Below are 24,255 nucleotides of genomic sequence, written 5' to 3' on the forward strand. Positions count from 1 at the left end.
TAGTAGATAATGATTAAGAGGCGAAGTTGAGGCTGCCTTTGAAGGTTAAGTTTGCCGGCTTACAGTTGTCGATAAAGCCATTATTTGGCCGAGTATCACACATATACCAAGGTATGGGTTTAGGTCTATTGATGTCATAGACTGATGCCGGTACATATTTTTCTGCTGCAAGCTCAAATACAAGCGCATATTCGGCTTGTTGTTTAGGATGTAGAAAATAACTAGGGTGACTAGTACGCTCGCGTTCCGGCAATAAGCCCTTTTCGTGATGCGTGGTTTCACCACTGAGCTTTATTGGATTCGCAGGACTTGGCTTACTGGGTAACTGATTGGAGTCAGCGAGGCCCTTTTGGGTGATGTTTTCGAAGCTCGTGCTGTGCGGATCAGAAGTATGGGATAAGTGATTATCAGGCGTTCCTGTCGCGCACGCAGCAGCTACCCATAACAACATGAGTAATGACATAACGGCGAAAAGGTTAGAACGCTTCATGAAAACTGATTAAACAACTTATTAGATAAAAATACGAGATTGGGGTGATAGTAGCAAATTCAAGATAGCGCTATCAAATATAATGAATATGAGAGGTATAAAAAAACCTCCAACTTGGGAGGTTTTTCTTGTCCAGCGAGTGGATTAAGGATTTACTTGGTCTTTTAGGCCTTTACCTGCTTTGAACGAAGGAATGTTCGCAGCTGGGATTTGGATTTCAGCGCCAGTTTGTGGGTTACGACCAGTACGCGCAGCGCGCTCTTTTACTGAGAATGTGCCAAAACCAACTAAAGCAACAGAACCGCCATCTTTTAGTGTGTTAGTTACTGCGCCAGTAAACGCTTCTAAAGCACGGGTTGCCGCTGCTTTTGAAATCTCTGCGTCTGCCGCCATCTTTTCAACTAGTTGAGCTTTATTCATTATTAGATTCCTATAACTTTATAATTTGCCTAAGCAAAACCTATGTTTATGCATTTTGCGTTTATGTGCAACCCCAAAATTGCGAAATTCGACGAAATATTTATTATTTTATTGCGTTTCGCCCCGGATCCTGTGGGTTTGTAATCAAACGCTATCAATTTGCTGGCAACTGCGCAAGCTTTGTACCCCATAAAATGCGATTAAAACTCACTATCAGATAGAACCCCACACTCCACAGTGCGCCAAATGCTGGCCAAAAAATGTACCAAGGCATTGAGATAGAAACTACATCAAAGTTAGCTGCGCCAAGATAGCTAGGTGGCGCGCAGACCAAAAATACCACTAATAATATCGGCGCTTTGAACGTTAATAGTTTGGAAAGCGCATTATTTATTGTCAGCACCAATGCTATCCACAAAACCCAAAGCCAAAGTGGAAGTAATTCACTACCTTGGTAATTGATGAGCTGAGTGTTGACCGCAATCAATTCAATGCTCATTCCTATGGCGGAACCTACGAGTGCAAGCACCAAATTGAGACGCTTATTTTGGTGCCCTGCGAGCATGACGAGACAGCCTGCCAACATCAACCAAAGCGCGTCTGCTTGAAAAAATAATGCAGCAAACCAAATACTTTGGAAGAGTAGCGCGTTAGTAATCCAATGTTTGAGTACAGACATTTGACTGGTATCTAGGTTTTCTGGCGACTAAATGCACGGCACTAGTTGCTCTTTGTTTAAACGCCCCTTCGCAGTAGCATAAATAAAATTGCCAAAGGCGATAAAAGCGTTCATCGAAACGTTTGCTATCAAGCGAAGGCCATGCTTTTTCAAACCGAACACGCCAGTCGTATAGCGTTCTGGCATAGTGCAGACCGATATCATGGAGTTCATGGACAACCATATCGGTGGAATTTACGATTTGTTTGCTCATTTCACTCACGGAAGGAAGACAACCGCCAGGGAAAATGTACTGCTGAATGAAATCCGATTGCTTGAGGTAATGCTGATAACGCTGGCAAGCGATGGTAATGGCTTGAATCAGCATTGCGCCTGTCGGTTTTAGCAAGTCGTTGCATTTGGCAAAAAAGCCCGATAAATACGCGTGTCCAACCGCTTCAATCATTTCGATAGACACCAGCTTGTCGTATTGGCCATCCAATTCGCGATAATCTTGTTTTAGTAGTGTGATGTGCTGCTGCAACCCTTCTTTTTCAATCAATGCTTTTACGTACGCATGCTGCTCTTCTGAAATAGTTGTTGTGGTTATATGACAGCCATAGTGTTTTGCAGCATAGACTGCAAATGCGCCCCAGCCAGTGCCAATCTCAACAACTTTGTCAGTTGGCTGAAGATCCAAGCGCTTACAGATTGCGGCTAACTTATATTGCTGCGCTTCTTCAAGCGATGCCTCCTTTGAGGGATACACTGCACTAGAGTAAAGCATTTCTTCACTTAAAAACGATTCATACAAGTCATTACCAAGGTCATAGTGGGCGACAATATTGCGCTTTGAGCCTTGTTTTGAATTTTTGTTTTTAATATGTTTTATCTTATTCGCAATGCCGGAGAAAAATGCAAACTTATTTTCAAACGCATCTAGCTGAGCTTGGTTTAGGACGAAGATCTCAATCAGCTTGGTTAAATCCGAACAACTCCAGTGACCAAGAATGTAAGATTCACCTGCGCCGACACTGCCGCCAAGTGCAAATAGCTTATACATTTGCGCTGAATGAACATAAATATCAACGCTTAGGCTTGTTTCTGACTCACCAAAACAGTATTTTTGGTCGCCTTCGACAAGTACCACTTTTCCGGTTTCTAAGGTATTCAACGCGCCAAAGACGAGCTTTTTGTACACTCTATCGAATGTAGAAAGCGAAATTGATGAGGATATTGTCGTGGTATTTTCCATCTTATACTCTTCCGGGGTGCCCAACAAAAGGCACTTTTTTTAAAAATAACTTCAACGCTTGCCAGTAGATACCTTTAGCTATGCTCCATGTCATTGCAGGAAACCGCTTGAGCAACTGATTGATATTTGCTTCATTGAGTTCCTGCTTTTTGAGCGTCATCGTGGCATCAAATAGCAATTCGTCACCTTTTCTATTTTCAATATGGATTAGCGTATTATTACCGGGCGGCTTCACTTTCCAATGGTAGTGCATATCCAAATTCATAAAAGGTGATACGTGAAATTGCTTTTTAAAGTTCACTTCTTTATTTAATTCAACTAAATAAAAATGACGCTCATTCCAAGGCGTGTTACTCACCTCTGCGAGCATATGGCTAAAACCAGAACCCTTCTCGTCTTCAAAAAAGTAGAAATTAACCGGACTGAAGTAAAAGCCTAAACAGCGTATTTGCGCCATTAAATATACTTTTGTTTGTGAAGAAACGGGTTTACCAAGCGCATTTGACTTAGCACGTGCGCGCTCAACTAAGCTTTCACCTTCTGTGAGGATATAGTCAGCTTGATTGAATTTAAGCAGTTTTAAGCCAGATGTACCAAACTTCGATGAAATACTATTGAGTGCGTCAAGCTCACTTAAATCTAGCCACATCATATACATGGGGTAAGAAAAAGCATGCTCGGCATGAGCGAATCGCCGATGCCGAACTTTACCAACCAGTATTGCACTGTTCAAAATGAAATACCCAACTGCTCGGCCACATCTACCGCACTTCTCACACCATCTTCATGAAAGCCGTTGAACCAGTACGCACCGCAAAAATAACTATGGTGTTTACCATCAATATCGGCTTTACGTTTTTGAGCCGCAATGCTGGTGGTATTGAAAACCGGATGATGATAGACAAAGCGGCGGATCACTTTGTCTTCAGCTATCCCTTCATCATGATTTAACGTGACACAGTATTGATGTTTGGCGTCAAGCCCCTGCAGTATGTTCATTTGATAGGTGACAACAGCAGCTTTGTCCGTCGCTTCGTTTAATAAATAGTTCCAACTCGCCCACGCCAGAGAACGCTTTGGCAATAAACGAGTGTCAGTGTGTAGCACCACTGAGTTTGCAGTATAAGGGATAGCGCCAAGTATCGCTTGCTCATCACTCGATGGTGTATTTAGTAAAGCTAAAGTCTGATCGCTATGACATGCAAAGACGACTTTATCGAAGTACTCATTACGGCCATCTTTGAAGACGATGGTGACACCAGATTCATCACGAACTACTGTCTCGATGTCGGCATTAAGCACAATATTGTCTTTAAATTCTGCCACTAATGGTTGAATGTACTCCCTTGAACCTCCAGGGATAACATACCATTGAGGACGATTTGTGATGTCCAATAGCCCATGGTTGAAGAAAAACTGGACAAAGAATTTAGCTTCAAAGTCGAGCATTTCTTTGATGCTGGTTGACCAGATCGCGGCGCCCATCGGCAAGATGTAATGCAGCTTAAAAAACTCATTAAATTGGTGCTGCTGTAGCAGCTTGCCAAGCGTTTCAACACCTCGATAGTCGTCTTTTTCATACAATGACTTACAAAGACCATTGAAACGCACAATATCCTTTAGCAATCGCCAGAAAGTTGGCCTCAGTAGGTTACGCTTCTGTGCGAATAGCGTACGGAGTGAATGGCCATTGTACTCAAACTTGGATTGACTATTGTGAACACTAAAGCTCATTTCGGTTTCTTGGCGACTAACACCAATTTCAGCCAGCAATTTTTCAAACTTTGGATAGGTTCTGTCATTAAATACGATAAAGCCAGTATCAATTGCGAGCTTTTCACCTTGGTATTCAATATCAATAGTTGCCGTATGTCCGCCAATATAATCATTTTTTTCAAAGACTTTCACGTCATGTTGACGACTTAACAGGTATGCTGCGGTCATACCTGAGATACCGCTTCCAATTATTGCAATCTTAGCCACGGGCTATCCTTTTAGCGAGAGGTAACCACAACGAAAACGGCAGTAACCTTAGAAGTTTTAAAAATAGAGTAAATCTTTTTGGGAAATGTATTTCTTTGCTGCGCTTTTCTATTCCTTTGCTAATGTAACCCACGGCCTCATCGACACTTACAATAAATGGCATCGGAAAGTCGTTTTTATCTGTCAACGGCGTTTCTACAAATCCAGGGTGAACTAAGGTGACATCAATATCTTTTAATGTTGCTGTTAGGGTACGCGCTAAGTAGCTGACAGCCGCTTTCGACGCACCGTACGCTTCGGCACGAGGTAAAGGTAAAAATGCACTGCTGGAACTTACGATACAAAGTTGCCCACCTGTTTTCATTTTTGGCAGTAATACGTCTAGGCAATGGCCGAGTGAGATGACGTTGATATGCATTACTCGCTCAAACAAATGGCCGTCAAATTGGTTGGGATTATCGATATACTCACAACCACCTGCGTTGAGGATCACGAGATCCAAGCCGTCAATATCTTTGAAGTTGTTTTCTATCTCATCGCGGTTTGTTAAATCAAATGCTTTGCTCTTCGCGCCTACGCTATTTTCTAATTCGCCTAACACTTCTTGGTTGCGGCCACAAGCTGTTACTTGATGGGACTGTTTTGCGTAAAATTCAGCAAGACCTTTACCTATTCCTGATGTTGCGCCAGTAATTAAAATGTTACTCATGCCGTGATCCTTTTATCTAATAGCCGAATAACACCACCGAGTAGTGGGACTTGGCGATACAGCATTTGCGCACTGTCAAAGTAATCCCGATGTTGCGCCACTTTTTCGCCAATAAAACTCAAACGGCTATGACCATCGACCTCTATAATCTTACCGCCATTTAGCTTGGGGTGTTGATAGGACATAGTCCAGTAGATAAAGCTGACGTCATCAACTTGATAGGCGTTCGTAACGAGAAATTCGATTTCAGAGACATTCTCATATAGCCCCTGAAAATAACTCGTTAGCGCATCAAGTCCTTGAATTTTATGAAAAGGATCCACGAAACTAATGTCCTCGGTGTAGATTGAAGCCAATTTACCGAGGCAGTATTTGTCTATTTCATTATAAATTGCCACGAATCGCTGCGTTCTGTGATCCATACCTATTTAAACCTTAAATGCGTCAAGTGCTCTCGCCCTTGCTTCTTTATGATCAACCAGCGGCTCTACATAGTCGTCTTTTCCGCCAAATGCCGTTAAATAGTCATGAGGAAAATGAATATGCTTTGCTGGAACATTTTTCAATTCAGGCACATATGTACGAATAAAGGAACCATCGGGATCAAACTTTTCGCTCTGCGTGATGGGATTAAAAATACGAAAATAAGGCTGCGCGTCACACCCCGTACTTGCAGCCCACTGCCAGCCACCATTATTACTGGCAAGGTCGCCATCTATTAATTTTGACATAAAATAGGCCTCGCCTTTACGCCAGTCGATGAGCAAGTGTTTGGTTAAAAAGCTGGCAACAATCATGCGTAGCCGATTGTGCATCCAGCCAGTTTTATTGAGCTGACGCATTGCCGCATCGACAATCGGATAGCCAGTTTGACCATTACACCAGAGCTCAAATGCTTGGCTGTCGTCACGCCACCTAACCGCGTTATATTTATCGTTGAAATTAAAACCTTTACATAAACGCGGGAAAGCGACGATAAGATGGCGATAAAACTCACGCCAAATGAGTTCGTTCACCCAACAAAACTCTGGCTTACTTGGGTTTTCAAGCACTTCAGGGTAATGAAGTTGGATCTGTGCGATGAGCTGCTTGGGCGATACAATGCCTAATGCCAAGTATGGACTGAGCCCTGAAGTTCCTTTGATTGCAGGGAAATCACGGTCATCTTGGTAGTCTGCTAGTTTGTCCTTAATAAAACGATTTACAATCGTGACAATGGCATTATCATCCGCTGGCCACTTTTCAGATTCATTGGTCATCTCGAAGAAAGTTGGCTTTTTGAAGTTTGCCTCATGTTGTTTGTCCAATGGCCAGCTAGAGAAGTGAAATTGCTGCCCCACAAAACGCTTTAACCATGCTTTTTTAAAGGGGGTAAACACCTTGAACATCTCACCGGAGCCCGTAAGCACAGAGCCCGGTTTGGCAACGAGATCGCCATCGAATAATTTTAACGCGATCACAGTTTCACACGCTTCATCGCGGGCCACTTCATTTACTTCGTATTCTTTATTTGCATATAAGCAATCAATGCCTTTATCGTCACAAACAACTTGAAGCTGCGCCGGCAGCTCAGCGAATGTGCTCGCTTCAATGATATGTAGCGTAATGTCAAATTCACTAAGCTGGCTGCCAAGTTCAAGTAATCTGCGCTCAAGTAGGTCGAGCTGAATACTGGCTACGTTGTGTGATTGCCACTGTGGCTTGCAATAAAAAAAGAGCGCATCGCGTGCGCCCTCATTCACGGCTTCAATCAAAGCCTCGTTGCCGTAAACCCTGAGATCACGGCGAAACCAAAAAGCTGTTTTCATTATTAAATTCCGAATCTTAAACGCAGTTCGTTGGGGTATGGGTCAAAGTACACTTGGCTTTGCAAATACGCTTTCGGATGCACAATAAGATGATGCTTGAGCAAGGTCAACGGTACATATAAAGGTACAATACCTTTGCGATATTGATCTATTGCACTGCACATCTCTTGTTTCTCGATGCTCGAAAGCTCGTTCTTAAAATATCCCTGTAGATGCGTTAACGTGTTTGCTTGATTTTTGCGATTGGCAGGCTTGCTCAGTGCTGACATCAAACCACTGATATATTTATGTTTCAGCGTGTCTCTATCAAATTGCTTGCCATCACCAAGTAAACGCCCTAAATCTTTATAGGCTTGGTAATTATGGCTCATCAACAGATATTTGTGCTTGGCGTGGAAATTAGTCAGCTCGTGTAGACCGATGTTTTCCGATTGAGTTAGTTCCTGCCAGCTTTTATAGACGAATACCCGCATTACGAAGTTTTCTCTGAGATGCATGTCATTCAATCTACCATTTTCCTCGCAAGGTAAAAGCGGATTGTGTTTTATGATTTGCTCAGCAAAAATACCAATACCTTCAGATGTGTTACCAGTTCCGGCTTCGTTATAGACCTTGACACGCTCCATTCCACAGCTTGGGCTTTTGGCGCAAAACACAAAGCCGGAAAGACTTTGTGTCTGTGAGGTTGCAACCTTTTCGCCAAACTCCTTGAGCTTTGGTGCGACATCTTCTTTACCATCAGGGCGACTAACTTTGATAATGTCGCCTACACGGATCTGTCTGATGGTTGGTCTTGGGATTGGCATGCCTATCGCAACTTCTGGGCAAAAGCGCACATATTCGACATGTTCGGCGAATTCATCCATACAAAAGTTTGAACGCTTGTGGCCTGAGTCAAATCGAACTTTGTCTCCAGCCAAACACGCGCTAATGCCAATTTTTATTGGTGATGAAAATTTCATTTCGCAACTATTCCTTTAATAAATCAACTTACCAATTGGGTTTAACAGCTTACTTAACCCTTTATTAAAGTGTAGTGCACTACTTACCACGGTAAAGCACAGGCAGCCTTCTTTTGTGCGCGGAGAATGATTATGTTTGCCGTCTTGCCAAATAAAGTCGCCCGGTACGTATTCCCCTGCTTCATCTGCAAAATCGCCGTCAAGTAACAAGGTGATTTCAAAGCCTGTGTGAGTGTGCTCTGGAATTTCGCCTTCCGCACCAATTTGTAAAAGACTTGAGCGTAAGTTGCCGTCTTCTAGCAATAACCGGGAGCGGGCGATTTTGCCTACACCTGAAAATTTGGTGCGGTTGATATTCGCAATAGCCCGAGGTAACTGAACATCCCTGCCCTGATAGTTAAATGTGGGTTGGATATATTCTTTAACTTCGTCTATTTCATCATCCAGTGTTATCGCTTGCATCATTGCCTCAAAATCGCTGCTTAGTGCAGAGTCCATATCTCCTCCAAGCTGAACTCTCGCTTCTTGCGCTTCAAGCTGTTGGGTCTTTTTCTGGCAACAAGGACATAGTTCGACATGTGCTGCAATTGCGACACTGATACTTGCAGGCAAATTACCTTCAACAAATTGGCTTAATAATGAATCATTAGGGTGATGCTTAATCATGCTTGATCTCCCATCTCTGCGCGAAGTTTCTGTAAAGCAAGCCGTAAACGTGACTTAACTGTCCCGACAGGTATATTAAGATGCTCTGCCAATTGTTCTTGAGACATTTCTTGAAAGTACACGCCTTTGACTATGTCTCGTTGTGCTGGCGGCAACTTATTGATGTATTTTTGAATTTGCGCCGTTTGCAAGTGGTCTTGAAAACCGTCGTCGTCAGCCTGTGAATCTTGAATTATCGGCCAGATGTCTTCGCTGATGTGTTCTTCTTTATTACTCTTCATTTTACGCAATGCATCGAATGACGCGTTACGCATTACGGTATAGATCCACGTTGTGGCTGCGCCTTTGTCATGATGATAAAGGTGTGCTTTACGCCACACTGACGTCATCGTGTCTTGTACGAGCTCCATCGCTTGGGCGTCATTACCAAATTGCTTCACACCAAAGCGCCTGATTTTTGGCGCAAAGTACTCAAACAAGAACGCAAAAGCTTTGCGATCTCGTTTTTCTGCAACCTTAACTAAAGCGTCCGATAACGCTTGAGAGGGAGTTTCTTGCACTGCTTTGCGAGTTCCTGACTGAACGTTGCAATCGGTAGATTGCTGTTGGCCTAACATAGCTCACCTTCCAATTTATAATTATAAGCTGTAGTACGCTGGAAAACTTGGCATGGATCACTATTTCTCATCTAATACAGTATGTAAGAACTCTGCCACCTGTTCAAATGTTTGTGCTTGTTTTATTTTCAGTTTTTGAGTCATAGAGATAGGTAAGATTTCTAGCCAACGATAAGCAACCCAAAGAGGTTGAGTAAAATGCTTGTCGCGGTACAAATCATCAAGGATTGGGTTAGCGATAAAAACACTCTGAAGCTTATCAACAAGAGTTTCGTCAACTAGACTAAATGCTTCCTCGCTACATTGCCATGGCGGCCCATCAATAACGTCACAATCGCCATAACGTAAAGATTGTGAGTCTACTTCCACATTACTGATCGCGACGCGCGATAGTGCCTCAACATCAATGAGCAGCTGACCATCATCATCTTGTGAAAAGTCGACGATTTTAACGTGCACGCCTTCTTTTGACACATTGTTCGGCGTATCCGCGAGGTATGGGCACAACACAAAACCTAGCTCTGTTTTCGCGGCCTCTTTTACCATATATAAATAGCGCTGCTCAAAGATCCGCAAGCGGGTGAACCCGCCTGGAAGCAAGAATATTGGCAATGGAAATAAAGCGAGTTTCATAATTCCCGTTCAAATATACAAAAACTAACGATAATTACGACTGCCCTATTTATCTGGATCAGTTGACGCTAAATTTATAACTATTCCCAAACACAGTGTTTAGCTATCACGTTACTATTTGAGAATGTGACGCCCTCAGCTTGCAAGCGCGATTTTTGCTCTTGAAATTTACTACTGTCTTGAGGAAATGAAATACGCCGTTGGCTATTTACTACTCTGTACCAAGGTAAAGTTGAACCGTTTGGTAGGTTTTTCAGCAATTGACCTACTTTTCTCGCATGTTTTGGGGAGCCTGCTAATCTCGCTATTTGCCCATACGACGCAACTTTTCCAAATGGGATACCACCAATTACGGTGAAGACTTTTTCAGCGAGTTCTTGCTGAGGATTGCTGCTTTTCATATTGAATATTTAACTCTTTTAATTTATCCCAAAAATATCTTGCTACTGGCCCATGGTGGGAAATATGCAAACGATACGCGTGGATCTCGGCTTCAAATTCATCCTTTCTATCAAACACCCTCACTTGTTGTAAAACACCAGACTCTAATTCTTCTCTACAAAGGTCAAGGCCGATTAGGGCATAGCCCATACCTTGTAATAAGTATCTTTTTATTGCCAGTGCGTCATCGAGTTTCATGACATTGTTACTGTTTCTGTATGCCAAGCGCTCACTGTCAAACTTGAATTTACTTTCTTTCATTGCAAGAGATGGGTATTGCGCAAGCTCTGAAAAACTAAGCTCTGGTGGCATATAGCCTGTTAATGAGACTAAGCCTAATTTTACGTGTCCAATCGGCATTGATTCTAAATCGCCAGTTGAATGAAAAAGGTCAAACCAAGGGCCAATGCCAAGGTTTGCAATCCCCTGTGTGACTTGCTCAAGCGCAAAAAAACGTTTACCACTTGAGATGTTCATTTCAGTTGCGGGAAACTTAATGAAGGCATTGCCTAATACTTGATCAATCTGGTTTTGATATACGATCGGTTCGTAACAGATGTTAAAGCTTGGTTCATTACCCGCCGCGAATTCAGTCGCGAGTAATGACAAATCTCTATGATGATTAAGCAATTTTTCGGCTTCAAAATAAAATCGACGACCTTGCTCTGTTAACACATTGCGATATTTCTCACGCTCAAAAAGGGCAAATCCCAAAGATTGTTCTAATCTTTTAATTGATTGAGAGACCGCAGGCTGTGTCTTATGAAGCTTATTTGCCGCTTCGGTAAGGCTAGGCGCTTCAACAACGGTGCAAAACGCTGCTAAGTCCGAAATCTTCATAAATAAATCTTATGCAGTATAGAATGTTTTATAATTTTTATTTTATATGTAATTCCATTATTCTGCACGCATTAAAATTGACGTTGTCATGGAGAACAATATGTTAAGAGTGTTTTCTGGAATTGTGCTGGCTACCCTATTAGTAGGTTGCCAAGAGCAAGCAGAACAAGCCCCAACAGAAGCCCCTAACCGACCGGTTAAAATTCACACGGTTTCGGATCCCAATAGCAGCACGCTTCGTAGTTTCCCTGCTGAAGTGGTGGCAAATCAAGGCTCCTACCTAGCCTTTCGTGTGAATGGTGAACTTATCGAGTTTCCAGTTCTCGCAGGCCAAGATGTACAAAAAGGGCAATTGCTAGCAAAACTCGATCCTGAAGATTTCAACCTGCAATATGAACAACGTAAAGCCCAATTTGAACTGGCTAAATCGCAGTTATCGAGAATTGAACCGTTATTTGAAAAAGGCATAGCGACTAAAGCTGAGTTTGATAAAGCAAATGCAGACAAGCAAGTTGCCGAGTCTGCATTTAAAATTGCTAAAACAAACCTCGAATATAGCGAACTTAGAGCACCGTTTAGTGGTACTGTTGCCAAGGTATTTGTCAAAAATTACGAAAACGTCGTAGCAAAGCAAAATATTCTTCGCCTTGAAACACGCGATATGATGGATGTGGTTATTCAAGTTCCTGAGCGCATCGTTGCACGTGTTGATAAAGATTCTGATTACAAACCGACTGTTGTTTTTGATGGCTACCCAAGTAAGTCTTACCCGCTTACAATTAAGGAATGGGATACGCAGGCAGATCCTGCAACCTTAACCTACAAAGTCGTATTTAGTCTTCCAATCCCCGAGGACTTTAATTTGTTCGCAGGTATGACTGGCCATGTTTACGTTGACCCAAGCAAAATTACGAACCGTGAAAATACGGCAATCATCGTACCTAACCAAGCAGTATTCTCCGATAAAAAGCAAGGCACAGAGGGAAATAGTTACGTTTGGGTATATCAAAGCGATAAGCAGACCGTAACAAAACGCGAAGTCACCGTTGGTCAACTTAATCATACCGGTATTGAGGTATTGTCGGGTCTTGAACCTGGTGAAGAAATTGTTGCTGCGGGCGTGCATTACTTGCAAGAAGGCGCAAAAGTGAGACCTTGGACTAAAGAAAGAGGTCTGTAATATGAGTTTAGCCAAATGGTCAATTGAGAATAAGGTTATCAGTTGGATGTTTGCCTTGCTCCTGCTTATTGCTGGAGCGGTATCCTATTTGGGCTTAGGCCAACTAGAAGATCCTGAATTTACGCTAAAAAAAGCCATGGTCGTGACCATGTATCCTGGTGCATCGCCACAACAAGTGGAAGAGGAAGTCACCTTCCCGATTGAAAATGCAATTCAGTCTCTGCCTTATGTTGATTATGTAACTTCGATTTCTTCTCCCGGTAAGTCGCAGATCACTGTTGAGATGAAGAGTAAGTACCGTAAGAAAGACTTACAACAGATCTGGGATGAGCTGCGCCGTAAAGTAAATGATCTCTCGCAGAAGCTACCGCCAGGTGTTAGGCCGCCAAGCGTTATCGACGATTTTGCTGATGTTTACGGTGAACTCTACGCGATAACTGGCGAAGGCTATTCGTATGATGAACTAAAAGATTACGTTGACTTTTTGAAGCGCGAATTAGTGCTAGTTGAAGGTGTGAGTAAGGTTACTGTTGCGGGTGAGCAGCAAGCGCAAGTGATCGTCGAAATATCAACACAAAAACTGTCACAACTAGGTATTGCGCCCAGCTACATTTTCTCGTTGTTACAAGCTCAAAATACGGTATCTAATGCGGGTAAAATACGAGTTGGAGACGAGTCTATTCGCCTACACCCTACTGGTGAGTTTACAGACGTTGCTGAGCTAGAGGGGTTACTTATCTCAAAGCCGGGCGCCAAAGAGCTTATTTATTTGGGTGACGTGGCAAAAGTGACACGCGAATATGCAGAAGTGCCGAATCATATTACACGTTTTGATCAAAAACGTGCACTGCTGGTTGGGGTTTCTTTTACCTCTGGTGTAAATGTTGTTGAGGTGGGTAAAGAAATTGAACATCACTTACAGCAACTAGAATATCAGCGCCCATACGGTATTACGATCAACACGGTTTACAATCAACCAACAGAAGTAGAAACCTCGGTTGATGGTTTCATCGTTAGCCTTTTAGAGGCTGTTGCCATTGTCATTATCGTTCTGCTTATCTTTATGGGTGTGAAGAGTGGTATTTTAATCGGCGGTATTTTGCTTATTACTGTGCTGGGTACCTTTATCTTTATGAAGATATTCGCCATTGATTTACAGCGTATTTCATTAGGTGCTTTGATCATTGCACTGGGGATGCTAGTCGATAATGCCATTGTAGTGACTGAAGGTATTTTGATTAACATTAAACGGGGTCAATCTAAAGTAAAAGCTGCTGTGAACATTGTTGAACAGACAAAATGGCCACTTCTTGGCGCAACCGTTATCGGGATCACTGCATTCGCACCGATAGGTTTAAGCTCCGACGCCAGTGGTGAGTTTGCCGGATCTTTATTTTGGGTGTTGTTAATTTCATTACTACTAAGCTGGGTAACTGCAATCACACTGACACCATTTTTTGCCAATATGATGTTTAAAGGACCGAAGGAAAAGTCATCAGATACCAGTGAAGAAGACGACCCTTATAAAGGTGTGATCTTCACCGTTTATAAATCCATGCTGACCTTCTGCCTTAAAAATCGTGCTATTACCATTATTTCTATGGTACTGCTATTAGTTGCTGCAGTTGTTGGCTTTAAATCGGTTAAGCAGTCCTTCTTCCCGGCTTCAAATACACCGATGTTCTATGTGGATTATTGGCATTATCAAGGTGCCGATATACGCAGTACGGCGAAAAATGTTGAGAAAATAGAATCCTTTTTACTGGCTGACCCTATGGTTAACGAAGTAACGGCAACGATTGGTCAAGGCGCGCCTCGTTTTATGTTGACCTATTCGCCTGAAAAACAATATGACGCTTATGGTCAGCTAATTGTACGTGTAAAAGACCGCGATGCCGTAGTGGCTATGATTGCCAAGCTTCGTGATTATGAGCTTGAAAATGAGCTAGATGGGCGTCTCAAAATAAAGCGCATGGAAATTGGTCCTTCAACCGACGCAAAAATTGAGGCTAGGTTCTCGGGACCAGATCCTGTTGTGTTACGCCAACTAGCTGAAGAAGCCAAAGGTATTATCAGCCAGGACGATAAAGCGTTTAATATTCGTGATAACTGGCGACAGAGAACCAAGTTGATCCGCCCGCAGTTTAATGAATTGAAGGCGCGTCGTTTGGGGATCAGTAAATCTGACTTAGATCAGTTGCTACTGACTTCGGTGTCAGGTAACAAGGTTGGGTTATATCGAGATGGTACGCAACTGTTGCCTATCATTGCACGCTCTCCAGAGGAAGAGAGGCTAAATGTTGAAAATCTAGGTGACTTACAAATATTCAGCCCTGTCCTTAGCGTCTACGTGCCTGTTTCACAAATCGTGGATGATTTTAGTGTCACTTGGGAAGATAGCCTGATCATGCGCCGCGACCGCAAACGTACCATCACCGTAATGGCTGATCATGATGTTATCGGCGATGAAACCCCAGCTAAGTTATTTGCAAGAGTCAAAGCGGATATCGAAGCCATTGAACTACCCCAAGGGTACGAAATGCAATGGGGCGGCGAGTATGAGTCGTCAAGCAAAGCGAAGAAAGCTATTTTTGGCTCATTACCAATCGGTTATTTAGCGATGTTTATGATCACTGTATTACTCTTTAACTCGGTGAAAAAACCATTAGTGATCTGGTCTACCGTGCCGCTTGCTATTATTGGGGTAACGGCAGGCCTCGTATTGCTACAAGCACCATTTAGCTTTATGGCACTATTAGGCTTGCTCAGTTTATCCGGCATGTTGATTAAAAATGGTATTGTACTGATGGATCAAATCAATATCGAAATTGACTCTGGTAAGTCCCCTTACCAAGCGGTATTTGATTCTGGTGTGAGTCGTGTAAGGCCGGTGTCTATGGCTGCAATCACAACCATACTGGGTATGATCCCGCTATTATTTGACGTGTTCTTCCAATCCATGGCGGTCACCATTATGTTCGGTCTTGGTTTTGCGACCATACTGACGTTGATTGTATTACCTGTGTTACATTGCGTGTACTTTGGTATCGAACAACCAAAAGACTAGTTTAGTAACATCCACCTTCTTAGGAAGGTGGATGTTACTATCGCTTTCGCTTTTTATCTTTCACCTTTTATTCGACAGGAGTGCTGCTACTGCCACCAACTGTCTAACTTATCTCCAACAAGCTCAGCTCTCCAGCCTAAAGCAAGATCGGGTTTCATCAGTAATTGCTTTTCTTCCGGTGACTTTTTCCAAGACCAGCTGATCACCTGATTGATTTGTTTTTTCGAAGCAAACACATCAACCGGAATATCGTTAGTTTTGGCAACTTCGGCGATAACCTGCTTGATATCCTTGCATGCTGCTTTGTAACCTTTAAAGTCGATAAGTCTTCTCACGCGCTGTGGACAATCTTGTTCACTCACTTCTTTTGCTTTTTCTATACAGGCAAGAATTTCTTTACCAGAGCGATTGACTTCCATTGGTTCAACACCTGGAACATTGCGCAAACTGCCCAGTGAGCTTGGACGACGTTTGGCAATTTCTACCATGTTATGTTCTTTAAGCACGAAGTTTAGCGCTAAGTTCTTTTTCTCTGCCTTGGCTCTGCGCCACGCTGCAAGTTCTTGTAGGGTAGCAAGATCTCTAGGCTTAAGTTGCCACACGTTTTTGACATCGAGATAAAGCACTTCATCTGGTTGACGGAAGCTTCTCTTTTGGGCTAGCAACTCACTCTCTTGAAGCACTATGTTAAATAGCTGCTTTTCATTTACTCGAGCTTGAATAGTCTCAAAACATGGTAGTAAATGATATACATCGGAGGCGGCGTAATCTAATTGGCTTTGAGTTAAAGGGCGGCGTAACCAATCTGTTCTGGATTCACTTTTGTCAATGTCCACGTCTCTAAGTTGCTTCACCATATTAGCAAAACCAATACAACTACCCTCACCTAACAACTGTAAAGCAAACTGGGTATCGAATATTGGTGATGGGATAAAACCTGCAAACTTTAGAAATACTTCGATATCTTCTGATGGAGAATGAAGTACTTTTAAAACACTAGTATCGGAAAATAATGTCCACAGCTCACTAAAATCTATATCGGCTAGTGGATCGATAAGGGCAAGGTGATTACCATCAAAGATCTGTAACAGAGCAATTTCTGGGTATAGGGTGCGGCGACGCATGAATTCGGTGTCGACGGCAAGCACTTTGGCTTTCGAAATAGACAAGACAAATTCATCTAGTGCTGTTTGGCTTTCAATAACTTGATACTGCACTGTTACTCCCATGCAATTTACATAACTAGCCATATCATACTAGCTATAAAAAAGCCGGCTAGTGCCGGCTCTATTTGTTATTCTTTTAACGCTCTACGCAGTATTTTACCAACGTTAGTCTTTGGCAGTTCATCTCTAAACTCAACTAGCTTTGGTACTTTATAGTTCGTTAGATTATCTCGGCAATGTGCAATTATATCTTTTTCTGTCAAAGATGGGTCTTTTTTAACAATAAAAACTTTAACTTGCTCACCACTAACCTCGTGTGGCACGCCAACCGCCGCAACTTCTAACACGCCTTCGTGCATAGCAACGACTTCTTCGATTTCATTAGGGAAAACGTTAAAGCCGGACACTAAGATCATGTCTTTTTTACGATCAACGATGTAGAAGAAACCATCATCATCATAAGTAGCGATATCACCTGTTGCAAACCAGCCGTCTTTTAAGCATTCGGCGGTTGCGTCTGGACGGTTATAGTAACCAGCCATCACCTGCGGGCCCTTAACACACAACTCACCGGGCTCACCTTTAGGTGTTTCATTGCCGTTGTCATCAACAATCTTAATGTCAGTGCTTGGTGCAGGTAAACCAATAGAACCGTTGTAGGCTTCAAGATCATGTGGGCAAATAGTAACTAGCGGCGCACATTCTGTAAGGCCATACCCTTCCATCAGCTTTGATTTTGTCACCTTTTGCCAGCGCTCAGCGACAGGGCGTTGTACGGCCATACCACCACCTAGAGACATTTTTAGGGTTGAAAAGTCTAAGTCGGCAAAACCTGGTGTGTTCAACAAGCCATTAAATAAGGTGTTAACACCAGTGATAGCGGTAAATGGCACCTTTGCCAGCTCTTTTACAAACGCAGGCATGTCACGCGGGTTGGTGATCAAGATATTGTGACCGCCGTACTTCATAAAGGTCAAACAGTTCGCTGTTAATGCAAAGATATGGTATAGCGGTAGCGCCGTGATAACGACCTCTTTTCCTTTATCTAATACTTTATCTAAACAGCCAGAGACCTGCTCAAGGTTTGCTACCATGTTGCCATGAGTAAGCATCGCGCCTTTAGATACGCCAGTTGTACCGCCTGTGTATTGCAAAAAGGCAAGGTCACTTAGCGTCACATCAGGTTTCTGATATTTTGTAGGATCTGCTGCAATTACTTCTTTGAAAGGAATGGTATTTGGCAAGCTAAAGTCAGGCACCATTTTTTTGAAGTGCTTAACAACAAAGTTCACCAAGTGCTTTTTGAAGCCACCTAACATGTCACCAATTTCTGTCAGCACTACATGCTTCACACTGGTTTTTGGTAAGGCTTGCTCCAGTGTATGGGCAAAGTTTGCAAGAATAAAGATAGCTTTTGACTCGGAGTCATTTAGCTGATGCTCTAATTCGCGCACGGTGTATAGCGGATTAACGTTTACAACCGTACAGCCAGCACGTAGCACACCTAAAATAGTAACTGGAGTTTGCAACAAGTTTGGCATCATGACAGCAACTTTATCGCCACGGCCAAGTTTCAATTCATTTTGTATATAACTAGCAACTGCTTTGGTTTTTTCATCAACTTGCTGATAAGTCAGTGTCTTACCCATATTGGTGTAGGCTGGATACTGAGCATAATCTGCAAAACTTTTTTCAAATAATTCAAGCAATGAGTTGTAATGCTCTGGGTCGATAGTTTCAGGCATACCTTCTGGGTAGCGCTTAAGCCAGATTTTTTCCACTCTTAGCTCCTGTGTTCTCGTTATTTTTATATTCACCCTAAACCATAAACGATGTAAGGCACTTTAACAATTGAGCAAATACTCTAAAAACGCCATATTCCCACAATATCTGAGGATTTACAATCTAGATGCTGTTGAAACGTGGGCTTTAGCGCTCTTTGTGAACTTTTCTTTCCATGATTAGTTTATTCTTTACGCTCCTTCAGTTGTAAACGATGTTTTGTCGCAGTTTTGGTGTGCCTCAATTAGCTTATAGCAAATTTCCGGGTTTTCCATATGGCAATGGTGGCCGCCAGGTATTTTCTCAAGCTTGAGTGAATCGAAACAGCCTTTAAATTGACTATATTGTCTGACAATCATGTCATAGCCTTGTTCCGCTAACACCAATAAGGTTGGAATGGATATCCCATTAATCGCCGATTTTGCTTGAGAGATGGAATACCTAAATCCGGAGTGATGCTTTAGTCGGGGATCCAATCTAAGTTGCACACCATCAGGATGCGGCTGGGTATTTCTTGTCACAAGCAGCGCCGCTATTTCTAAAGAAACATCACTGATTTTACTACGCAGTTGCGCAAGTGTATTTATATCAGGATAAACCCGTGGTTCAGATTGTTTTAATTTATCTCGGGAATTAAACGCATTAATGAGCTGGGTTTTGGTATCACTCTCTGAGGTACTCACGATCCCTATTCCCTCGATTAGTACCAACGATAAACAACGTGTTGGATAGCAGCTTGCAAACAAGTTAGCTATCATTGCCCCCATAGAATGGCCAACAATATGGCACGTTTTGATCTGTGCTAAATCTAAAAAGCACTTTAAGTCATAGACATAATCGATAAAGTAATAAAAGGCGTCGGCACTTTTCCAATCGGAGTGTCCATGACCTGCTAAGTCAAGTGCGATATGTGTGTACTGTGTATTGCAAAATGGCGCAAACGGTACAAAACTGTTGCTGTTGTCTTGCCAACCATGAAGGTAGATAACGGTTTGCTTTCCCTCTCCCCAGCTTTGGTAGGAGAATGGCCCGATTTTTTGTTCTTTTATCGCATATAGAGACATCGACGAATTCTTTTAGTGTTCATTGTACCATCATTGATTTATCATCTTACCGTGACATATTTGAACTTACTACTTTGATTTGTTGAAAATATTTTTATCGAACATCCATTCTATTAAGAATGTGTTTTAAATCGATCAAATAGTAGAGAATCACATACCTCTATCACAATAAGTACACGGGAATAACAATGAATTTCAAAACTAGCCTTTTGGCCTCATTTGTTGGATTAGTATTTGCGGCTCCGACATTGGCTGCTCCAAAAAACATTATTTATATGATTGGCGACGGCATGGGGCCGGCTTACACTACGGGCTACCGTTATTTTAAAGATGACCCTTCAACGAAAGTGGTTGACCCAACGGTTTTTGACTCTATTTTGGTAGGTATGGCGCATACTTACCCAGACGACGACACGGTTGTAACAGACAGTGCTGCGGGCGCAACCGCCTTAAGTACAGGAACTAAAAGCTATAATGGCGCAATTGCGGTAGATACCCATAAAGAACATTTGGAAACGATGCTTGAAGTGGCGAAAAGAAAAGGTAAAACAACCGCGCTTGTTGCGACATCGCAAATCAACCACGCAACACCTGCAAGTTTCGCGTCTCATAATGAATCACGTCGTAACTATGACGACATTGCCAATGATTACATCGACAATAAAATCGCAGGAAAATTACCTGTAGATCTTATGCTTGGTGGGGGCACTAAATACTTCATTCGTGAAGATAGAAACCTAGTTAATGAATTTAAAGACGCAGGTTATCAATACGTCGATGCTTTATCTAAGCTTGATACGCTAAATAAAATTCCTGCGATGGGTCTGTTCGCAGAAGTAGGTCTGCCATTCGCAATTGATGAAGAGCCGCAGCGCCTAACTAAAATGACTAAAACGGCATTATCATTATTGGAAAACCAGAATGATAAAGGCTTCTTCTTAATGATTGAAGGTAGTCAGATTGACTGGTGTGGACATGCTAATGATATCGCTTGTGCTATGCATGAAATGGACGACTTTGCAGAGTCAATTAAGTTGGCAAAGGCTTTTGTCGATAACAACCCTGACACTATCTTGGTGATCACAGCAGATCACTCTACCGGTGGATTAACGCTTGGTGCGAATGGTCAGTATCGCTGGGAGCGTGATATTATCGCTAAAGTGAAAGGTTCAGCGGGCGAGATAGCAAAAGCACTCGCAAAGACAAAAGACGTTAAAGCAACATGGCAAGATCTCACAGGTCTCGAATATGACAGTGCGACTGAGCTAAAAGTAAAAGAAGCACTTTCACAAGGTCCGAAGGCGCTTAGTGTTGTCGTAAAAGAGGCAGTTAGTGATGCATCTTTCACTGGTTGGACAACGGGTGGTCACACCGCTATCGATGTACAAGTGTTTGCCCATGGTAAAGGTAAAGAAGCGTTTATCGGCTCGCAAAACAATACTGCAATTGCTGATAAACTGATTGGATTTATAAAAAAGTAAAAATCTTCATTTACTTTCAAAAACAAAGAAGGTCAGCATTTGCGGACCTTCTTTTTCTCGAGTCTTGGAAGAGATATTACGCGTAAACAGAAACGCCAATCATACTTTTGATCTCATCTCGTCTTGCTTCGGTTGCAATTGCTTTGTATTCACTAATTGCTTGTCCAGTACGAAAGTTAGGGCGGTCGTAGATAGTAGAGCGTTGCTGAGATTGGAACTGCTCCACCAACGCAATGCCATTTTCACTGGTTTTGATCTGAGCGGTATTGAGCTTAGCCGTATTTCCTGCTTCAACAGTAGGATTCACTGCCTTTTTAGGCTGTGGCTTTACTTGATATGTACCTGCTTGTTGAATGATTGAATTTAGTTTCACGGTTTAGCTCAATAAATACGATATGCTTGTATAAAAATACGCCTTTATTCTCGACCTGGCAACTTTTTCCACGTCACAGTATCCCTCACATATTGTGGCTGGGCGTCAGCAGCATCCACAGATAAGCCTTGTGTGAAACTATCGTCAGCTATAAACAGCATGTAATAAGCATCAGGTAACGTGATATTGTCAATGATTTCGCATTCAAGCTGTGTGGCAAGCTCTGAGAATGCTTGCCATCCTGTACCAACACCAGCCGCACCACTTGATGTAAAGTCGATATTTTCAGGTTTAATAACTGTTTCTTCGGTGCTTGGTTGAATAACACCACTAGTTTCGCCGTTGTATTGGCATAAGTAGATCTCACCCATACGTGCATCTATTGCCGACACTACACTGGACTTGGCTGCTTCCATGTATGCCTGTTGCGCCATAGCCTGCAAAGTTGAAACACCAACCAACTTAAGACCTGAAGAATATGCTAAGCCTTGAGCAACCGCTGTACTTATTCTCACACCAGTAAAGCTGCCAGGACCACGTCCAAATACAATGCCATCAAGCTCACGAAGGGTGATATCGGCTTCGCGTAAAATACGTTCAACTAAGGGAAGTATCTTTTGGCTATGCTGCTGTGGGCAAACCTCGAAGTGGCGAATAAACTTGCCTTCATAGTGCAATGCAATACTGAGTGCTTCGGTGGAGGCGTCTATGGCCAACAGGTTATTTTTCATTTTTATCAATATTCTCTAAAAATCGAATTGCCTTGTTTAAGTCTCTCGTGCGAGACATATCAGGCAAACTACTTAAAAACGTCTGGCCGTATTTTCTCGTAACTAAGCGATTATCGCAAATAATCAGTACACCTTTATCGTTAGCATCACGAATTAATCGCCCAACCCCCTGTTTCAACGCTATAACAGCTTGGGGGAGTTGTATTGCATCAAAGGGTTCTAATCCACGCATTTCAGCGTCTCGCATGCGCGCTTGCAATAAAGGGTCATCTGGTGAAGCAAATGGTAGCTTATCAATGACAACACAACTCAAAGTGTCACCTCTCACATCCACGCCCTCCCAAAAGGAGGCTGTACCAAGTAGTACGGCGTTACCGTGACGAATAAATTGCTCTAAAATTATCCGTTTCGATGCTTGACCCTGCATAAAAATAGGATATTGCAGTGCCGTATTCAGTCCTTCGTACACTAAATGCATCGCGCGATAACTGGTAAATAGTAAAAATGTACGCCCTTTTGCAGCTTCAATCACCTGTTTTGCAAGCTTTACCAGCGCATGTGGCATTAAGTCGTCACGGGTTTCTGGCAGATAGCGTGGCAGGCATAGTAAGGCTTGCTGCTTATAATTAAATGGACTATCAACAATAAATTGTGAGGTCGGTTTAAGCCCTAAGCTACGACTAAAATGCTCTAGGGAATTATCAACGGATAAGGTGGCGGAGGTAAATACAAAGCTTGCCTCAGTGGTTTTGACAATTTGTGCAAACTTACTTGATACATCAAGCGGCGTGATATGAATAGATAAAAAGCGTCTTGTGGTTTCGAACCAGTAACTAAATCCAGTTTGACTGGTATCAAAGGCACGTTCAAACTGATTTTTAAAGGTCATAACCTTTTCAAATGGGTGTTCTATTTTTTCGCTTCTATCCAGACAAAGCTTGAGCACTTTATAGAGAAAGTCTAAGTTAGCTATCACTCGATGCATGGCATCGCAAATCGGTTTATTCGACAGCGCCTCACGCCAATCACCACGGGCACCATCGCCACCAAATACCAAACGCAAATCGGCGACGCTGGTTTCCAATTTATTGAGTGTTTTGCCAAGTTGCAACATATCTGGAATATCAGAACGGTAGATCACTCTTAAATCGTTAATAAGCGCTTGTAAAGCTTTAGTGCTGATAGTCTCACCAAAGTAGTCACTGGCTATTTCTGGTAATTGATGTGCCTCATCGAAGATATAGCTATCCGCGGTTGGCATTAGCTCCGCAAAGCCTAAATCTTTTACGGCCATATCGGCAAAAAATAAATGATGATTGATCACCACAACATCGGCATCGACTGCCTTTAATCTTGCCTTTCGGATATAGCAGTCTTCGTAGTCTGGGCACTCTTTTCCTAAACAGTTATCTGCAGTTGAGGTAACGTAGGGTAATACCTTTGCGTCTTCTTCGATACCCACACAGTCAGCTAAGTCTCCACTGTGTGTTTCAGAAGCGAACTTTGCAACCATGGCAAGTTGGTGCATAACATCTGGGTCGTCGGTTGGCACATGGCTTAAATGCTGTGATAAACGGTAAGGGCAAAGGTAATTGGCTCTCCCCTTTAGCAAAGTGACTTTTTTACCACTGTTAAGCACCTTTTTTAGGGTCGGTACGTCGCGATGGAATAATTGCTCTTGCAAGGCCTTAGAGCCGGTTGAGACGATGACTTTACCTTTAGACTGAAAGGCAGGAATGAGATAGGCAAACGTTTTCCCCGTCCCTGTTCCTGCTTCGGCGATGCATTGTCCACCATTTTGTATGGTTTCTTCTACCGCAATAGCCATATCAATTTGAGGCTGTCTTGGTTGATAGCCCGGGAAATGCTGGGCTAAAGGCCCCGTAGAAGAGAAAGTCGTAGATACAGCCAAAGTAATGTAGTTTACAA

General features: G+C 42.6%; 24 protein-coding genes. 3 read left to right on the plus strand and 21 right to left on the minus strand.

Going from position 1 to position 24,255, the window contains the following annotated elements; genetic code table 11:
• Positions 1-13: 13 nt before the first annotated feature.
• The 15 genes from NH462_RS02885 to NH462_RS02955 form a co-directional block, all read right to left on the minus strand.
• Positions 14-490, minus strand: coding sequence for a hypothetical protein (locus tag NH462_RS02885; RefSeq protein WP_253103796.1), 477 nt, complete (start codon positions 488-490; stop codon positions 14-16).
• Between the two features lie 144 nt (positions 491-634).
• A complete protein-coding gene (locus NH462_RS02890; protein WP_010377204.1) occupies positions 635-910 on the minus strand; it encodes an HU family DNA-binding protein in 276 nt (91 codons plus the stop codon).
• A 154-nt stretch (positions 911-1,064) separates the two neighbouring features.
• Positions 1,065-1,589: a DUF2878 family protein gene (locus NH462_RS02895; RefSeq protein ID WP_253103810.1), complete on the minus strand. Its 525-nt coding sequence runs from the start codon at positions 1,587-1,589 to the stop codon at positions 1,065-1,067.
• Positions 1,561-2,823 carry a cyclopropane-fatty-acyl-phospholipid synthase family protein gene (locus tag NH462_RS02900; protein WP_253103813.1) on the minus strand — a complete coding sequence of 421 codons (1,263 nt, stop codon included), beginning with the start codon at positions 2,821-2,823 and terminating at the stop codon, positions 1,561-1,563. Before NH462_RS02900 ends, NH462_RS02895 begins: the two co-directional genes overlap by 29 nt.
• Position 2,824: 1 nt before the next feature.
• Positions 2,825-3,556 (minus strand): DUF1365 domain-containing protein, encoded by a 732-nt coding sequence (locus NH462_RS02905; protein ID WP_253103816.1) that lies wholly within the window; start codon positions 3,554-3,556, stop codon positions 2,825-2,827.
• The gene (locus NH462_RS02910) at positions 3,553-4,806 is read right to left on the minus strand and encodes an FAD-dependent oxidoreductase (RefSeq protein WP_253103819.1); all 1,254 of its coding nucleotides are present in this window, start codon (positions 4,804-4,806) and stop codon (positions 3,553-3,555) included. Before NH462_RS02910 ends, NH462_RS02905 begins: the two co-directional genes overlap by 4 nt.
• Positions 4,799-5,515: an SDR family NAD(P)-dependent oxidoreductase gene (locus NH462_RS02915; protein ID WP_253103821.1), complete on the minus strand. Its 717-nt coding sequence runs from the start codon at positions 5,513-5,515 to the stop codon at positions 4,799-4,801. The genes NH462_RS02910 and NH462_RS02915 overlap by 8 nt, the downstream gene beginning before the upstream one ends.
• The gene (locus NH462_RS02920) at positions 5,512-5,937 is read right to left on the minus strand and encodes a nuclear transport factor 2 family protein (RefSeq protein ID WP_253103823.1); all 426 of its coding nucleotides are present in this window, start codon (positions 5,935-5,937) and stop codon (positions 5,512-5,514) included. The genes NH462_RS02915 and NH462_RS02920 overlap by 4 nt, the downstream gene beginning before the upstream one ends.
• Positions 5,938-5,943: 6 nt before the next feature.
• Positions 5,944-7,323 (minus strand): deoxyribodipyrimidine photo-lyase, encoded by a 1,380-nt coding sequence (gene phrB / locus NH462_RS02925; protein ID WP_253103826.1) that lies wholly within the window; start codon positions 7,321-7,323, stop codon positions 5,944-5,946.
• Positions 7,324-7,325: 2 nt separating this feature from the next.
• Positions 7,326-8,285, minus strand: a complete 960-nt coding sequence (locus tag NH462_RS02930; protein WP_253103829.1) for a DUF523 and DUF1722 domain-containing protein — start codon at positions 8,283-8,285, stop codon at positions 7,326-7,328.
• A 15-nt stretch (positions 8,286-8,300) separates the two neighbouring features.
• On the minus strand, positions 8,301-8,951 hold the full coding sequence (locus NH462_RS02935) for a ChrR family anti-sigma-E factor (protein WP_253103832.1): 651 nt from the start codon (positions 8,949-8,951) through the stop codon (positions 8,301-8,303).
• Positions 8,948-9,568: a sigma-70 family RNA polymerase sigma factor gene (locus NH462_RS02940; RefSeq protein WP_010377183.1), complete on the minus strand. Its 621-nt coding sequence runs from the start codon at positions 9,566-9,568 to the stop codon at positions 8,948-8,950. Before NH462_RS02940 ends, NH462_RS02935 begins: the two co-directional genes overlap by 4 nt.
• Before the next feature lie 60 nt (positions 9,569-9,628).
• Positions 9,629-10,201, minus strand: coding sequence for an LON peptidase substrate-binding domain-containing protein (locus NH462_RS02945; RefSeq protein WP_253103834.1), 573 nt, complete (start codon positions 10,199-10,201; stop codon positions 9,629-9,631).
• An 80-nt stretch (positions 10,202-10,281) separates the two neighbouring features.
• Positions 10,282-10,602, minus strand: a complete 321-nt coding sequence (locus NH462_RS02950) for an MGMT family protein (RefSeq protein WP_010377180.1) — start codon at positions 10,600-10,602, stop codon at positions 10,282-10,284.
• Positions 10,568-11,482 (minus strand): LysR family transcriptional regulator, encoded by a 915-nt coding sequence (locus NH462_RS02955; protein ID WP_010605459.1) that lies wholly within the window; start codon positions 11,480-11,482, stop codon positions 10,568-10,570. Before NH462_RS02955 ends, NH462_RS02950 begins: the two co-directional genes overlap by 35 nt.
• Before the next feature lie 100 nt (positions 11,483-11,582).
• Between NH462_RS02955 and NH462_RS02960 the strand changes: the two genes are divergently transcribed.
• Complete coding sequence (locus NH462_RS02960) at positions 11,583-12,662, plus strand: efflux RND transporter periplasmic adaptor subunit (protein ID WP_045988555.1); 1,080 nt, start codon at positions 11,583-11,585, stop codon at positions 12,660-12,662.
• Position 12,663: 1 nt separating this feature from the next.
• Positions 12,664-15,729, plus strand: a complete 3,066-nt coding sequence (locus NH462_RS02965; RefSeq protein ID WP_017216819.1) for an efflux RND transporter permease subunit — start codon at positions 12,664-12,666, stop codon at positions 15,727-15,729.
• A gap of 86 nt (positions 15,730-15,815) precedes the next feature.
• On the opposite strand, the gene rnd is transcribed toward NH462_RS02965, so the two are convergent.
• From rnd to NH462_RS02980, 3 genes are all read right to left on the minus strand, one after another.
• Entirely contained in the window at positions 15,816-16,946 is a 1,131-nt protein-coding gene (rnd, locus tag NH462_RS02970) for a ribonuclease D (protein WP_010377171.1), read from the minus strand.
• A 77-nt stretch (positions 16,947-17,023) separates the two neighbouring features.
• Positions 17,024-18,676, minus strand: coding sequence for a long-chain-fatty-acid--CoA ligase FadD (gene fadD / locus NH462_RS02975; RefSeq protein WP_045988558.1), 1,653 nt, complete (start codon positions 18,674-18,676; stop codon positions 17,024-17,026).
• Positions 18,677-18,868: 192 nt separating this feature from the next.
• Complete coding sequence (locus tag NH462_RS02980; RefSeq protein WP_010377167.1) at positions 18,869-19,741, minus strand: alpha/beta hydrolase; 873 nt, start codon at positions 19,739-19,741, stop codon at positions 18,869-18,871.
• 188 nt (positions 19,742-19,929) lie between these two features.
• On the opposite strand from NH462_RS02980, the gene NH462_RS02985 reads away from it, so the two are divergent.
• Complete coding sequence (locus NH462_RS02985; protein ID WP_253103837.1) at positions 19,930-21,222, plus strand: alkaline phosphatase; 1,293 nt, start codon at positions 19,930-19,932, stop codon at positions 21,220-21,222.
• A 76-nt stretch (positions 21,223-21,298) separates the two neighbouring features.
• Here the strand turns inward: NH462_RS02985 and NH462_RS02990 are convergent, their stop codons facing one another.
• From NH462_RS02990 to NH462_RS03000, 3 genes are read right to left on the minus strand one after another with little or no spacing between them, the layout of a single operon-like run.
• The gene (locus NH462_RS02990; RefSeq protein WP_253103839.1) at positions 21,299-21,595 is read right to left on the minus strand and encodes a hypothetical protein; all 297 of its coding nucleotides are present in this window, start codon (positions 21,593-21,595) and stop codon (positions 21,299-21,301) included.
• Between the two features lie 44 nt (positions 21,596-21,639).
• Complete coding sequence (gene tsaB, locus NH462_RS02995) at positions 21,640-22,326, minus strand: tRNA (adenosine(37)-N6)-threonylcarbamoyltransferase complex dimerization subunit type 1 TsaB (protein ID WP_253103842.1); 687 nt, start codon at positions 22,324-22,326, stop codon at positions 21,640-21,642.
• Positions 22,316-24,154, minus strand: coding sequence for an ATP-dependent DNA helicase (locus tag NH462_RS03000; RefSeq protein ID WP_010377159.1), 1,839 nt, complete (start codon positions 24,152-24,154; stop codon positions 22,316-22,318). Before NH462_RS03000 ends, tsaB begins: the two co-directional genes overlap by 11 nt.
• Between the last annotated feature and the right edge of the window lie 101 nt (positions 24,155-24,255).

The organism is Pseudoalteromonas sp. OANN1, from assembly GCF_024124685.1.
GTDB classification, from domain to species: domain Bacteria; phylum Pseudomonadota; class Gammaproteobacteria; order Enterobacterales; family Alteromonadaceae; genus Pseudoalteromonas; species Pseudoalteromonas piscicida.